The 13,251-nt window shown below is 44.5% G+C and carries 14 protein-coding genes and 2 pseudogenes; 2 read left to right on the plus strand and 14 right to left on the minus strand.

Going from position 1 to position 13,251, the window contains the following annotated elements; translation table 11 throughout:
- Positions 1–3: 3 nt before the first annotated feature.
- From L1D11_RS21715 to yiaK, 13 genes are all read right to left on the minus strand, one after another.
- Entirely contained in the window at positions 4–153 is a 150-nt protein-coding gene (locus tag L1D11_RS21715) for a hypothetical protein (RefSeq protein WP_239862793.1), read from the minus strand.
- 148 nt (positions 154–301) lie between these two features.
- Positions 302–625, minus strand: coding sequence for a hypothetical protein (locus tag L1D11_RS21720; protein WP_239834129.1), 324 nt, complete (start codon positions 623–625; stop codon positions 302–304).
- A gap of 10 nt (positions 626–635) precedes the next feature.
- Positions 636–1,505 carry an L-ribulose-5-phosphate 3-epimerase gene (locus L1D11_RS21725; RefSeq protein WP_239834130.1) on the minus strand — a complete coding sequence of 290 codons (870 nt, stop codon included), beginning with the start codon at positions 1,503–1,505 and terminating at the stop codon, positions 636–638.
- A gap of 9 nt (positions 1,506–1,514) precedes the next feature.
- Positions 1,515–2,273 (minus strand): IclR family transcriptional regulator, encoded by a 759-nt coding sequence (locus tag L1D11_RS21730; RefSeq protein WP_122053399.1) that lies wholly within the window; start codon positions 2,271–2,273, stop codon positions 1,515–1,517.
- A 7-nt stretch (positions 2,274–2,280) separates the two neighbouring features.
- The gene (locus L1D11_RS21735) at positions 2,281–2,925 is read right to left on the minus strand and encodes a 3-keto-L-gulonate-6-phosphate decarboxylase UlaD (RefSeq protein WP_239834131.1); all 645 of its coding nucleotides are present in this window, start codon (positions 2,923–2,925) and stop codon (positions 2,281–2,283) included.
- Positions 2,918–4,411: an FGGY-family carbohydrate kinase gene (locus tag L1D11_RS21740; RefSeq protein ID WP_239834132.1), complete on the minus strand. Its 1,494-nt coding sequence runs from the start codon at positions 4,409–4,411 to the stop codon at positions 2,918–2,920. The genes L1D11_RS21735 and L1D11_RS21740 overlap by 8 nt, the downstream gene beginning before the upstream one ends.
- Entirely contained in the window at positions 4,411–4,899 is a 489-nt protein-coding gene (locus L1D11_RS21745; protein ID WP_239834133.1) for a YhcH/YjgK/YiaL family protein, read from the minus strand. The genes L1D11_RS21740 and L1D11_RS21745 overlap by 1 nt, the downstream gene beginning before the upstream one ends.
- A gap of 49 nt (positions 4,900–4,948) precedes the next feature.
- Entirely contained in the window at positions 4,949–5,827 is an 879-nt protein-coding gene (locus L1D11_RS21750; RefSeq protein ID WP_239834134.1) for a Cof-type HAD-IIB family hydrolase, read from the minus strand.
- Positions 5,828–5,837: 10 nt separating this feature from the next.
- Positions 5,838–6,548, minus strand: coding sequence for an L-ribulose-5-phosphate 4-epimerase (locus L1D11_RS21755; RefSeq protein ID WP_239834135.1), 711 nt, complete (start codon positions 6,546–6,548; stop codon positions 5,838–5,840).
- Positions 6,549–6,644: 96 nt separating this feature from the next.
- Positions 6,645–7,619: a DctP family TRAP transporter solute-binding subunit gene (locus tag L1D11_RS21760; RefSeq protein WP_239834136.1), complete on the minus strand. Its 975-nt coding sequence runs from the start codon at positions 7,617–7,619 to the stop codon at positions 6,645–6,647.
- A gap of 21 nt (positions 7,620–7,640) precedes the next feature.
- Positions 7,641–8,921, minus strand: a complete 1,281-nt coding sequence (locus L1D11_RS21765; protein ID WP_239834137.1) for a TRAP transporter large permease subunit — start codon at positions 8,919–8,921, stop codon at positions 7,641–7,643.
- Entirely contained in the window at positions 8,921–9,409 is a 489-nt protein-coding gene (locus tag L1D11_RS21770) for a TRAP transporter small permease (protein WP_239834138.1), read from the minus strand. Before L1D11_RS21770 ends, L1D11_RS21765 begins: the two co-directional genes overlap by 1 nt.
- A gap of 24 nt (positions 9,410–9,433) precedes the next feature.
- Positions 9,434–10,435: a 3-dehydro-L-gulonate 2-dehydrogenase gene (gene yiaK / locus L1D11_RS21775; protein WP_239834139.1), complete on the minus strand. Its 1,002-nt coding sequence runs from the start codon at positions 10,433–10,435 to the stop codon at positions 9,434–9,436.
- Between the two features lie 426 nt (positions 10,436–10,861).
- On the opposite strand from yiaK, the gene L1D11_RS21780 reads away from it, so the two are divergent.
- Together L1D11_RS21780 and L1D11_RS21785 are read left to right on the plus strand one after the other, a co-directional pair.
- On the plus strand, positions 10,862–12,031 hold the full coding sequence (locus L1D11_RS21780; RefSeq protein ID WP_239834140.1) for a glycerate kinase: 1,170 nt from the start codon (positions 10,862–10,864) through the stop codon (positions 12,029–12,031).
- A 200-nt stretch (positions 12,032–12,231) separates the two neighbouring features.
- Positions 12,232–12,744, plus strand: a pseudogene (locus L1D11_RS21785) (catalase); the annotation flags it as partial.
- A gap of 233 nt (positions 12,745–12,977) precedes the next feature.
- Here L1D11_RS21785 and L1D11_RS21790 read toward each other — a convergent pair.
- Positions 12,978–13,251 (minus strand): annotated as a pseudogene (locus L1D11_RS21790) (transposase); the annotation flags it as partial.

The raw sequence follows: 13,251 nt of genomic DNA on the forward strand, positions 1-13,251 counted from the left end.
TACTTACTCATGGATAGCCTCGGCCTCAAGACCACAAGGGCATTTTGCCTCAGAGTTAGGTTTAAGAGTCAGGGTAATAAGTGATGCTGTCTGGTGAGACTTTACTATTTTAAAGCCTTCCCAGAATGAAGATAGGAAAGTATGATTCGGCATGGAAACGGTAGTTTGTGTATGATTTTTGTTTGGCGACTAAACCATATCACTTACTACCGTTTTTTTTTGTTTTTAGTTCCCGCTAATCCGCGATGAACCAAAAAAAAGCAGAAGATGATCTTCTGCTTTTGAATAAAGGTGCTAAGAATTAGCCGCGCACAAAATTAATGTGGTGAACATGAATATTGTATTTCTCAATGATCACTTTAGTGGCGTGCATGCTTCTAATGCGAGCGTCAGAGTCGAGAGCTTCCGCCATTGCTGACTCGCTTTCGTAGCTGTGCTGCATCATAAGTAGCAGGTTCTTATGGCTTTCAGCTTCAATTGCTTCAGGCTTACTCAGCGTTAACCCTTGACTATTCGGGAGTGTACGAATGATCGGAGCGACTTCGTTTTCCATGTATTGGTAGAAGTCTTGCTTTTGTTCTTCAGTTAAATCGGCTTCAAAAAAAGCAGTGCGAGAAATTGTCATGGTCGCTTCCTTACAGTTCAAAGCCAGATTGGTTAGCGATAGATTTCAGCGTTGCTTTTGCTTGTTTGATATCGTCTAACCAGTTGTCATTTTGTGCCCACATCTCAATCACTAATGGCGCGCTGTAATCAATTTCAGCAAGTGTTTTGAAAATAGCAGGGAAGTCGACTTGGCCTTCGCCTATAACAAGATCTCGGAACTGGCCTTTGCAGGTTTCTGAAACACGCAGTGTGTCTTTTAGGTGTACTTGTACTAGGTGATCACGGCTTAGCTTTAGTTCGGTACACACGTCGTAGTTCCAACCAGAAATATTACCGACATCTGGGTAAGCCATAAAGTAAGGTGAAGGGATCTCACGCTTAAGCACTTCAAACTTACTTAATGAGTTTAGGTAAGGTGTATCCATGATCTCTACACCTAACATGATGCCTGCACGTTCTGCCATTTTGGTGGCTTGTTGCATGCCTTCAATGAAGCGAGCGTGTGTTTCAGCCGATTGCGGCTCGTAGTACACATCGTAGCCCGCCATTTGAATACAACGAATACCAAGCTTGTAAGCCAATGAAATCGCTTTTTCCATGATGTTCAGCGATTCAGTGCGAATAGCATCATCCATTGAGCCAAACGGGAATTTACGATGCGCGCTTAAACACATCGATTGGAAAGGCATTTGGTGTTTTTCACACAGGCGGCGAAGCGCGTAAATTTCTTCGTCTGACCAATCTAAACGAGCACGTCGCTCATCGGTCTCATCGACTGAAATTTCTACAAAGTCGAAGCCAGCTTCTTTGGCGTGAATTAAACGCTCCTCCCATGTTAGGGAGGTTGGCATCGCTTTTTCGTAAATACCTAATCTGAATTTGTTTTTAGAATCAAACATTCTTTTTCCTTAAAAGAGTTGTTGTTCTATACGCGTTGTTATGTCTTGAATTCTGCCAGCGATCTCTTCGTAGCCAAGTGCTTTCATTTTTGGTGTAAGCGAAGAGACGCTCACCGCGTATACAGGAGATTTGTTCTTGTCAAAAATAGGGACAGCAACACAAGAAATACCTGCTTCGTTCTCTTCATCATCGAGCGCATAACCACGACTCTTAATTTTATCGAGAACACCAAAAAACTGAGACTTGTCGAGAATCGTGTTTTCAGTTAAAGGTTTCATTGTGCTGACATTGCGTTGCCAATAGGTCTCTCGAACGCTCTCTGAACTGAATGCGAGGTAGCATTTACCTGCTGCAGAGCAGTACATTGGAGAATGTAGCCCTACGTAAGTTCGAGTTCTAAAGACTGAATTAGCGGGTTCAAACTTGTCTTTAAAAATGATGTTGTCAGCATCAAAAGAGAGAAAGTTAACCGTTTCATTCACATTTTCGAGCAGTTCAGATAGGTATGGTTTAACCGTGCCGGTGACATCAGAGTTGATAGCAGCATGTCCAAGCTGAACCAATTTCATTGTTAAACGATACTCTTTACCTGAACACATTTGAGCAACATAACCAGAGGCTTCAAACGTTGCTAAAATACGGTGGACAGAAGACTTGTTGAAGCCAGTCCCTTCAGACACTTTTTGTAACGAAACGCCATTAGGGTAATTCCCAAGGAACTCCAGTACGGTCAGTGCTTTAGACAACGATTTAACTTGCTCACTCATATATGTGCTACCAGTGTTTACCTATTTCAGTATGGAAGTTTTCTGCTATGTCACGACCATTGGTACCAGCTAACGCTCGCCCGGCGATAAATGACTTTGCAGACAGATTCTTAAACAAATGCAGATCGTCTGGCACAATACCACCAGTAATGGATAGTTCAATTCCAATATCCGATAATTTCTGCATTTTTATCAAATCTTCTTCGGTCCAGCTCACACCTGCAAGTTCCGCATCACGTGAGCGGTGATAAATTGCTTGTTTAATCCCCATGTCGACCCAAGCTTGTGCATCTTCCAGTGTCCAGTGCCCGTAGAGCTCGATTTGTACCTCGCCATCAAATTCATCCGTCACTTTTTTTGCTGAACGAATAGTTTCGATGTGCGCTGCGGCGCTGACGGTGACCCAATTAGCACCCGCGTCCATTGCTAGGCGCGTTAAAATAGCGCTAGCGTCGGTGATCTTCATGTCACAGACAATGATGTGATTTGGGTACTTTTCTCGTAGGACTTTAACGCTGTCTACGCCATGAGAGAAGGCCAAAATAGTGCCGATTTCAATTACATCTAACTTATCTGAAACATGCTCAATTGAGGCGAGTGCTGTGTCGATATCAGTGGCATCCAGTGCCATTTGTAATAAGGGCTTAGACATCTATTTCATCCTCAAATTGTTTAAACAACTGCACCAGTCTTTGATAGTGCTTATATTTCTTTTGGTAAGTGTCGTAGTGTTCAGGATTCGGTTCGACACGTGACGTAGAATTAGTGATGGCTTGAGTACATTCTTCTAATGAAGCGAACTCACCTGCGCCGACCATTGCCATCATTGCGGCACCTAATGAGCCGGTTTCATTCACGTCTGATATTTCAACGGTCATTCCGGTAAGGTCAGCCAGCATTTGCATCCATACAGGACTAGATGCAGGGCCACCTGTCACTTTCAGTATGTTGGCTTTTGGAAAACGCTGACGCATACGCTCTAGGTGAATGTTGTGACAGAATAAAATGCCTTCCCAAATGGCTTGAATTAGGTGACCTTTAGTATGGTGCGATTGCAGACCATAGAAGCCTGATTTTAGACCGAGCCCTTGGTTAGAACCGTAGATGAATGGCACAAAGTAGATACTGCTTGATGCCGGATCTAATGTTTCCACTAACGCTTGATTTTGCTGGTGGTTAATCTGGCCATTTTCACCAAGGTAGTCAGCAAACCATTCATAGTTACCCGCAGAAGTTGGACTTGCTTCATGAATGATGTATTCGTTATCGACGGCGTAATGGCCGTAAACAAAATTGTGGTTTTCTTGCGTTACTTCCTTTGAGATACCTGACGTTACCGCCCATGTGCCCATTACGTAATTCAAGGTGTCTTCAGAAGCGTTGATTCCAGAGCATATCGCGGTAGATACCACATCAAACAAACCGCCGAAAATAGGTGTGCCCACTGCCAGCCCGGTTTCATTAGCAACGGCTACAGTGATTTTTCCTGCTTGTTGCTGAGGCTTTACTACGGGTGGTAGTGCCCCCCAAATTTCTTCAAGGCCAAATGTTTCCAGAAGTGCTTTGTCATATTCGCCAGTGAGAGAGTTGAAAAAGTTACTTTCTGAAATATTGGTCAGCTCGGCGGCCACTTCGCCCGTTAAGCGATAACGAAGGTAGTCGTGAGACATCATCACTGTGCCGATGTTCTTGTATCGTTCGGCATCGTTCTCTTTGATCCAGCGAATAATCGATACAGGGTGACCTGTCCACAGTGTTTGCAGTGTGGTTGGGTAGGTTTTTTGTGCTTTGCCCTGTTCTAGCCACTCTTTAACGATAGGCAGGGAACGAGAGTCTGATGACATAATGCCGTGGCCAAGGTTTTGTCCCTCTTTATCAAGAAGGTAAACGCCTTTGCCTTGGGCTGAAATGCTCAAGCCTTTAATAGAGGTTGGTTCTACTTTTGTGACCTCTAAAAGCTGCTTAATGACATCGACAGCATTACCCCACAATGCGTCTAGGTCGCGTTCAACCCAGCCTTGTTTTTCATTGATGACGCTCGCTGATACGCGGACAAGGCCTTGTTGTTCACCCTTTGCGTTAAACAACGCGGCTTTCATAAAAGTGCCGCCAGAATCAATTCCAATGTAGTAATTCATTATTTGGCTTCCAGTAAATCGTTGTGAATTTTCACCACCAGTTTTCTAACGGGTTGGCTGTCATCATTTTCAATATTGGTGATATGAACGATATTTGGCGTGAACAAATAAAATTGATTGCGTTTTGCATGAATGAAGTTGAGTTCAATCCCTGGATATTTGTAAAACTGAAGGTCACGTTCTTGGTTATAAGGTTGTGCGTTGCTGTGTTCTCCAGTGTCGATAGCCCATGCCATCACCTCAGAACCTTCAAGAATGATCTGTAGATCAGAATGGTATTTATGGACTTCAGGTTGGAAGTTTCCTAAAGGCTCTTTGTCATATTCCAATACAGAAAACCATGCCTGTGTTGAATCAAAGCCAGGAAGCTCATGACGACCTAATGCGAGTTTTTCTTGTTCGAGGCTGTTTAAGTACTCAAGCACGTTTTGAATAACGACAGGGTACGACTTAATAATCTGCGTAGGTTGAGTATTTCCGACTAACATATAAAATTCTCTTTAAGTATAAACAGCTTAATAAAGCCGATGCTCTAAATTAATGGGCACTAAATAGGCTTTGTAAAAGCGTCGCTAACCCTGTCTTATCATCATTATTTTTAGGCGTGATAAGGTTGGCTGAGCTTTTTACAGTGTCGTCAGCATTCTGCATTGCGATGCCAAGCCCTGCTGCTTTAAGCATTGAAATGTCATTGTGGTTGTCACCAATTGCAACACACTGCTCTAGGCTGATACCGAGCGGCTCAATGTAGCGAGTTAATGCATTACCTTTGCTATTGCCAGCTTCTGCGAAATCGACACGATCAACCCAAGAGCGCTCGCCGTTGAAGTTCTCTTTAACGAAAGGAAGTTCGGCAAATGTGTCGACTTCACCTTCGACGACAAACTTCCACACGTACTCTGAGTTTTTCGCTTCATGGTGAAAATCGTCGACCTTTTGAATGTTTGGTCGTTGGCTTTCTGGAAAGGTTTGAGACCACGTCAGTAGCGCTTCCATGTATTCAATAGGGCGTGCTCTCGAGTAGAGCATTGCATCACGCACATACATCACCATCTTCAGATCATGTGCTTGAGATAGGGTGATAAACTCAGCAGCAATGTCTTTGTCGATGGCGTTTTCTTGAATGACCGTATCGTTTTGGTAATCAAAGATGTAAGTACCATTGCAGCAAATTATTGGAGTCGATAAACCAAGCTGATCGTAATAAGGTTTTGCCGCGACATGATGGCGACCCGTAACGATAACCACATGAGTGTGTTGAGCAACTTGCTTGATTGTCTCGACTAACTCTTGGCTAATAGTGTGCTGCGAGTTGAGAACCGTGCCGTCGAGATCCAATGCCAATAACGTGTGCTTATCCAACTTTTGTTTATCCAAATTATGTTTATACAACTTATGCGTAGACAGCTGATGCATGTGTGAGACCTTACTTCTGTCCGTAGTATGAATTCTTTCCGTGTTTACGGTTGTAATGCTTGTCGAGTAACTCTGGTTGAATTGCGGCTTCCGGACTGATGGCACGAGTGGCTGTGGCCATGGCTGCAATCTCTTCCATTACCACGGCATTGTGCACAGCGTCTGAACCATCTTTGCCCCATGTAAATGGTGCGTGGCCAGCGATGATGACACCTGGCATTGCCTGTGGGTCGATATCGCGTTGGTTGAACTCTTCGATAATCACTAAGCCCGTGTTTTTCTCGTAATCAGACTCGATCTCAGATTTCGTTAGTAGGCGAGTACAAGGCACATCACCGTAGAAATAATCAGCGTGTGTTGTGCCTAGCGCCGGAATGTCTCGGCCGGCTTGTGCCCAAATAGTGGCGTTGCGAGAGTGTGTGTGAACAATGCCGCCAATGGTTGGAAAGGCTTTGTAAAGCTCAACGTGTGTTGCTGTGTCGCTTGAAGGGTTTAGTTTACCTTCAATGCAGTTGCCTTCTAAATCGAGAACCACGATGTCATCTGCCGTCATTACATCGTACTCAACACCTGATGGTTTGATTGCAATTACGCCACGTTCGCGGTCGATCTCAGAGACATTGCCCCAAGTAAAAGTAACTAAGCCATATTTAGGAAGCTGCAAGTTTGCTGCGAACACGCGTTCTTTTAATTCTTGATAGTTTTTTTGTTGTTGAGACATTGTGCTTACCCATGTTGTATTGAAGTGAATGACGAGTGGATTACCTACTTAATTTCCTCGTGAAAAAATAGGGCTAGGCAATCGCACTCAATTACGTTACTTAGCAGCAACCTTGATCTTGTTGATCATCACATCGCCATTTTTCTCGATGTAAGCACTCCAAACCGGCTGGATAGCCTGTTGGAAAGCTGCGCTATCAACGTCACGGTTTACTTGCATACCGTTAGCTTCTAGTTGAGCAATCATCTTGTCTTCTTTCTGGATGCTTAGCTCACGTTGCATTGCAACCGCTTCAGCAGAGACTTCTTCAATGATTTCTTGCTCTTCATCCGTTAGCTTGTCGAATTTACGTAGGTTCATTGTTAGAACTAATGGTGAATAAGCATGTTGTGTAAGGCTTAGGTACTTTTGTACTTCATAAAACTTAAAAGACAGCGTTACAGAAATTGGGTGGTCTTGAGAGTCAACAACGCCTGTTTCAAGTGCAGTATAAAGTTCAGATACTGGAAGTTGCTGAGGGTTAGCGCCAAGCTCATTGAACATGTCGTTTAGAGCCGTTGAACCATTCACACGCATTTGTAGGCCTTCAACATCTGAAGGAACACGGATAGGTTTTTCGTTGTTGGTCATGTTTCGGTAGCCATTTTCAGGGAACCCAAGACCTTTAAGACCGAATTTTTCAAAGTTCGCTAACACTTCTTTACCCGGTTCGCCGTCCAGTACTTTGTATGCTGTTTGACGGTCTGGGAACATGAACGGCAGAGTGAATGCTGCAGATTCAGGCATTAGACCGTTGTAGTTGTTCAAGCCAACCATTGCCAAATCAACGATGCCAGCGCGTGAGCCGTCAATCATTTGTTTATCACTGCCCAATTGACCTTGTGGGTAGATGTTTACTTTGATTTCGCCGTTTGAACGAGCTTCTACTTCTTTCTTAAAGAACAAAGATAAGTCTTGCTGCAGGTCCGACTCTGGTGCAGCGTGGGCCAGTTTTAGAGTCGTAGCCGCAAGAACGTTAGAGCTCATTGCGATAGTTGAAGCGAGTAGAGTAAGTTTTAGTAGGGTTTCCATTATTATTTTCTCCGTCGAGGATTAACCAATGACAAACGACATTGGCACAGTGATAATGCTTGGGAAGATGACAAACAGTGTGAGCAGAGCCATGTAAGCTGCGATGAAGGGCAATACACCTTTCACTGCGGTCGACATTGGTACTCTAGCTACACCACACACTACGTTTAGTACGGTGCCTACAGGAGGCGTAATTAAGCCAATTGAACAGTTAATAACGAACAGTAGGCCGAAGTACGTTGGGTCAATCCCAGCCATCTTGATGACAGGCATTAAAAGGGGTACAAGGATTAGAATCGTAGGGCTCAAGTCCATAACCATGCCGACGCAAAGTACGAGCAACATAATTACTGCCATTAATAGGCGTGGGCTATCGACCAGTGGACCTAATATTTCTGAGAGTTGTTGAGGTAGCTGAGCAACTGTAATTAGCCACGCTGCAACCATTGCACAACCCACTAAGAACATAACCATTGCGGTCGAGCGACCAGCGTTGAGTACGATGTGGTAGAACTTCTTAATAGTGAGTTCTTTATAAACAAACGTAGAGATGAAAATAGCGTAAGTGGCTGCGACTACTGCGGCTTCTGTTGGCGTGAAAATGCCAAAGCGAATACCGACAATGATGATGACTGGTAGCATCAATGCCCATACGCCATCTTTAAGTGCTGCACGCTTTTCTGCTTTTGTCGCTTTTTCTGATGTCGCTAGGTTTTCTTTGCGAACTGTCCATCGCCATACGAACATTAATGTCATGCCCATTAGCAGACCCGGCACGATACCACCTAGGAATAGGCTCTTGATCGATATACCGCCAGCAACACCGACTAAGATAAGTGGAATTGAAGGTGGGATAACCGGGGCGATGATGCCGCCTGAAGCTAGCAGACCCATTGATGGTGCTTCTGGGTATTTCGCTGCTTTCATCATTGGGTAAAGGATACTTACCAATGCTGCTGCATCTGCTACCGCTGAGCCTGAAAGTCCGGCAAGTAGAACCGAAGTCATGATGGCTACGTAACCCAAGCCACCTTGGTGGTGACCAAGATACGTAGTAGCTAGTCGAACAATACGTTGTGACAAGCCGCCCGACGCCATTACTTCACCAGCAATTAGGAAGAATGGGATTGCGAGTAGCGTAAAGCTGTCGACACCATTAATTAAAGACTGCGCAAGAATGTCCGCACTAAAGAAATCCATGTGCAGCATCAATGCCATTGAAGACAATAGCAGTGCAAACGCAACAGGAAGACCAAGTAAGATTGAGACAATCAATACCGATAAGAAAATGGCTAACGTCATTATTCTTTCTCCTCTTCTAAGCTATCTAGTAGCCAGTCAGGGTTGAAGATTCGAACAAACGCAATCACACCCATTAACACGCCTGACACCACGCCAGCTAAATAAAATAATGCTGAAGGAAGCCCTGTAAGTTGAGAAATATCTGACCAGTTGGACATCATTTGACGGTATGAACCGATGTAAAGCATGCCGACTGAAACCAGTACTACCACCCAACAAATTCGTCTTAGTACGGGCACTGCTTTAGGGAAAAGTCGTTCAGAAAATTCCGCAACAGCGAGGTGTTCACCTCGGCGCAGCACAACGGCTGCACCGAGCATCACAATCCATACAAGACCAAGGCGAGATAGTTCTACAGAGGGACGAAGACCAGAGGAAAAGCCGTAACGCAGCACCACGTTTGTGAAGACCAGTACGATCATACAAGTCAGAATAACGGCCATGATGACGTCGATACTTTTCCAAATACTCTTAAATACACTTTGCATAAAGCTTTCCCCACCTCAGGCTAATTACAGAGACGTAATTTGGTCCCAGATTCCATCGTTGATTTCAATACCGCCAGCCGCTGCGTGCTTGTCGATGAAGTTCTGAATTTCAGAACCTGCAATCATTACTGAACCTGTTTCTGCTGGCTCTGATGCCAGTACGTAGTCACGGATGCGCTTCATTTCTTGTGCGTATTGGCCTTCACCTATTGTTTTGCTTAGGTCAATCGCGATAAGGAATTGTGATACGCCGAATTCGCCGCCCATGTCTTCTGTTAGTGCTGGAACTGAGTTACCACCAGTGATTGCGGTTAGCATCATGTCTAGCACGATTGCCATTGAAGAGCCTTTCCAGAAACCCATTGGCAGTAGACGTTTGTTTTCCCAAAGTACGTGTGGGTCTTTGGTTAGGTTGCCTTCGTTGTCGAAGCCACCCACAACAGGAAGTTCTTTGTCTGCAAGTACGAAGTTTTGCAGTTGACCGTATGAGAATTGTGTCATTGAGCAGTCAACCACGACTGGTGGATCGCCTGCGATCGCCATGATCAGAGGGTTAGAACCAACGCGGTGATCTTTGCCACCCCAAGCTGGCATCACTGCGATAGAGTTTGTCGATGCGATACCTGCAAAGCCTTCACGAGCCATTTTCAGAACGTATGCGCCGCCACGCATCCAGTGGTTCGAGTTACGCATACCCACCATGCCGATACCGTAGTCACGAGCCAGTTCCATTGCACGCTCAGCACAGATAAGACCGTTCAGTACGCCAGGGCCAAAATTACAATCCCATTGCTCAAGTGCACCCATGCTGTTCACACATTCAGGCTCTGCGTTAAGCTTGATTTGACCTTTGTCTACTTGGTCAATGAACACTGGGAAACGGTTGATGCCGTGCGAATAAGTTCCCTCATTAGCCATCTCAACAAAACCTGCGGCAAGCTTGGTTGCCATCTCTGGTTTCATGTCTCGAGCTAGTAGGATTCGTTCATATTCTTGTTGTAGTTTTTCAGTGGATACTAAAGGCATCTCTGTTCTCCGATAATGTAAATTCCATAATGCGGAATAAATTATTGTTGAGATTCCAGGTTAATACTGTGAGCAAAGTGGCGCTTTATTTTCTTATTAAGTTTTTCTCTAATAACTGTTAACGAGTTAAAAAATGAAATAAAAAGTCTCTTCAATTCCATAATGCGGAACAAAAAGCGTGCCTAGGATCAGGTTTCTAAGACTAAATCAAATGAAATTCGAAAATTTTGCGGGAATAAACTTGTCAAATTATGGAATTCGAGCGAACCGTAACTTTACTGAATATAAAATAGTGGTGTTGAAATCTGAGGGAGTGGTCAAATTCAGAGAGGGAAATGCGCACACTTGACCTCTCTTCTATATAGTGGCTGTGTTGTTTTGGAATTATTGTTGGTAGATCTTCGTTAAGTGTTGGAGTCAGCTTTTATGAAAATAGTTATCGCACCAGACTCGTTTAAAGAATCTTTATCGGCTGTATCGGTGGCGGCGTGTATTGAAAAAGGTTTTCGTGAAGTTTTCCCCGATGCGAATTATGTGACCTTGCCTCTGGCCGATGGCGGTGAGGGCACGGTGGATGTTTTGCTACAAGGTTTAGCAGGGAAAAAGCGAGTAACGCAGGTTGAAGGGCCGTTGGGTGAACGTGTAAATGCGCAATGGGCGATGCTTAAGCCATCAGCACGGGCCTCGAAAAAAACGGCATTAATTGAGATAGCGTCGGCGTCTGGTCTAGATTTACTAACGCCAGAGCTGCGTGATCCGCTGGTGGCTTCTTCTTTTGGGACAGGTCAGCTCATTTTAGAAGCGATGCAGCAGGGCGCTCAAACGATCATTCTAGGCTTGGGCGGCAGTGCAACCAACGATGGCGGCGCGGGGATTGTTCAAGCGTTAGGGGGTAAGTTACTCAATAGTACAGGGCAAGAGCTCAGCCGAGGGGGGGCCGCGTTATCGGAGTTAACTTCTATTGATTTAGCTGACATAGATTCGCGCTGCACGGATATCGAACTGATTGTCGCGTGCGATGTTGATAATCCATTGTGTGGTGATAATGGTGCCAGTCATATCTTCGGCCCACAAAAGGGAGCAACCCCAGAACAAGTTTTAATGCTTGATAAGGCCCTCGCTCACTTTGCTCGAGTCGTTGAGTCACAAGGCTGTGTTGAAGGTGAGCGGTCGGTTCACGAACGTACCGGTTATGGCGCGGCTGGTGGCACACCAATGGGGCTGAGTTTGCTATTTAACATGCAGATTAAACCGGGCATTGAGATGGTGCTTGATGTATTACGAGCCGATGAGATATTGAAAGGTACCGACCTTGTGATTACGGGGGAAGGGCAGATGGACAATCAAACTCTACAGGGAAAAACACCTTATGGGATTGCCAAGCGAGCGAGTTTACAAGGCATTCCTACAATTGGGATTGCAGGATCGTTGGGAACTCAAGTTGAGGCTTTGTATGGTGAAATGGCCAGTCTATTCGGAACTGTACGTTCTCCCCAGCCTCTTGAACAAGTGCTGCGAGAAGCCGAATTGAATCTAACCAAAACCGCAAGAAATATCGCGTCAACGCTGAAATTAGGTCATGCGATTCTTAAATAAAGTATTGTTATACAGGTGCTTAGTTAACTCCGTTGTTCGATAGGTTTTATAGATAGTAACGATAAATCCAAACGATTATATTTTCCGTCTACTCAGGTCTATTCTTTATCCATATTATTTTAGTGGTTTTTAAAGTGTTGAATCCACTTAAATCGAAGATATGGCAACGATGCGATATCTTTTACCTTAAGGAATAGACCATGAGTAAAAAACTAACTATAGCTGCGGGTTGTCCTGTTGCTCATAACCAGAATGTTCAAACGTGTCCCACAGCTTCTACAAGATGTTTGGTTTTTAGAGAAATTGGCTCACTTTGATCGTGAAGTGATTCCAGAGCGTCGCATGCACGGTTTTGGTAGCCACACGTTCAGCTTTATCAACAGTGATAATGAGCGTTTCTGGGTTAAATTCCACTTCAAATCTCAGCAAGGTATTAAGAACTTGTCGGATGCTGAAGCAGCGAAGCTGATCGGCGAAGATCGTGAAAGTCACCAACGTTATTTGCTAGAAAGCATCGATAACCAAGACTTCCCGAAATGGACGCTGAAAGTTCAAGTGATGCTAGAAGTAGACGCAGCGAAAGTACCTTACAACCCATTCGATCTTACTCAGACCTGGCCACATGCAGACTATCGATTGATTGAAGTGGGTGAGCTAGAGCTTAACTTAACTCTGAAAACTTCTTTCCTGAAATTGAGCAGTCAGCATTAAACCTTGATGGTGGGGCAGCGCATTGGGGTCACCGTGAAGATGTCGGCGGACAACAATAAAGATTGAAACTCTGACAATAAAGTTCGCAACTTTTAGATTAAAGTTGCGAACTTTTTTTGGGGGAAGTACTGCTCCAGGGAAGTACTGCTCCTGCTGAAACAGTTTTTGGACAAAAATCATTTTCGGGAAATTGAACATTAGCGTATCATGAATAACTAAAGGGGCTCTTCTCCGCTTAGATGAGCTTGACAGAAGGGTATAACATGAACTTACCTCAGGTACTGAAAGCTGTTTAATCTTCAGTTTGAAGTATTCGGTATCTCTTATCCCGCGAGCTCTTCTGCGTAACAATCCTATTGATACATTGCCAGCCTCGATTACAGAGCTGGTTAATCGGTCATACTTTGCAAAGTTACAGATGCCTTCTTTGTGGTCTTGCAGCATGGATACAAAACCTTTCACGCTCATTATTCTTGTCGCTTTGGCTAACTGACACCAAGCGTCTAAAC

The organism is Vibrio sp. Isolate32 (assembly GCF_022397955.1).
Lineage (GTDB): Bacteria > Pseudomonadota > Gammaproteobacteria > Enterobacterales > Vibrionaceae > Vibrio.

Excerpts from the sequence above, each read along its gene's own strand:
- yiaK (WP_239834139.1), bottom strand. The coding sequence starts at position 10,435 with ATGCCTTTAGTATCCACTGAAAAACTACAACAAGAATATGAACGAATC.
- L1D11_RS21780 (WP_239834140.1), top strand. The coding sequence starts at position 10,862 with ATGAAAATAGTTATCGCACCAGACTCGTTTAAAGAATCTTTATCGGCT.
- L1D11_RS21730 (WP_122053399.1), bottom strand. The coding sequence starts at position 2,273 with ATGAGTGAGCAAGTTAAATCGTTGTCTAAAGCACTGACCGTACTGGAG.
- L1D11_RS21720 (WP_239834129.1), bottom strand. The coding sequence starts at position 625 with ATGACAATTTCTCGCACTGCTTTTTTTGAAGCCGATTTAACTGAAGAA.
- L1D11_RS21725 (WP_239834130.1), bottom strand. The coding sequence starts at position 1,505 with ATGTTTGATTCTAAAAACAAATTCAGATTAGGTATTTACGAAAAAGCG.
- L1D11_RS21745 (WP_239834133.1), bottom strand. The coding sequence starts at position 4,899 with ATGTTAGTCGGAAATACTCAACCTACGCAGATTATTAAGTCGTACCCT.
- L1D11_RS21770 (WP_239834138.1), bottom strand. The coding sequence starts at position 9,409 with ATGCAAAGTGTATTTAAGAGTATTTGGAAAAGTATCGACGTCATCATG.
- L1D11_RS21735 (WP_239834131.1), bottom strand. The coding sequence starts at position 2,925 with ATGTCTAAGCCCTTATTACAAATGGCACTGGATGCCACTGATATCGAC.
- L1D11_RS21715 (WP_239862793.1), bottom strand. The coding sequence starts at position 153 with ATGCCGAATCATACTTTCCTATCTTCATTCTGGGAAGGCTTTAAAATA.
- L1D11_RS21765 (WP_239834137.1), bottom strand. The coding sequence starts at position 8,921 with ATGACGTTAGCCATTTTCTTATCGGTATTGATTGTCTCAATCTTACTT.
- L1D11_RS21755 (WP_239834135.1), bottom strand. The coding sequence starts at position 6,548 with ATGTCTCAACAACAAAAAAACTATCAAGAATTAAAAGAACGCGTGTTC.
- L1D11_RS21750 (WP_239834134.1), bottom strand. The coding sequence starts at position 5,827 with ATGCATCAGCTGTCTACGCATAAGTTGTATAAACATAATTTGGATAAA.
- L1D11_RS21760 (WP_239834136.1), bottom strand. The coding sequence starts at position 7,619 with ATGGAAACCCTACTAAAACTTACTCTACTCGCTTCAACTATCGCAATG.
- L1D11_RS21740 (WP_239834132.1), bottom strand. The coding sequence starts at position 4,411 with ATGAATTACTACATTGGAATTGATTCTGGCGGCACTTTTATGAAAGCC.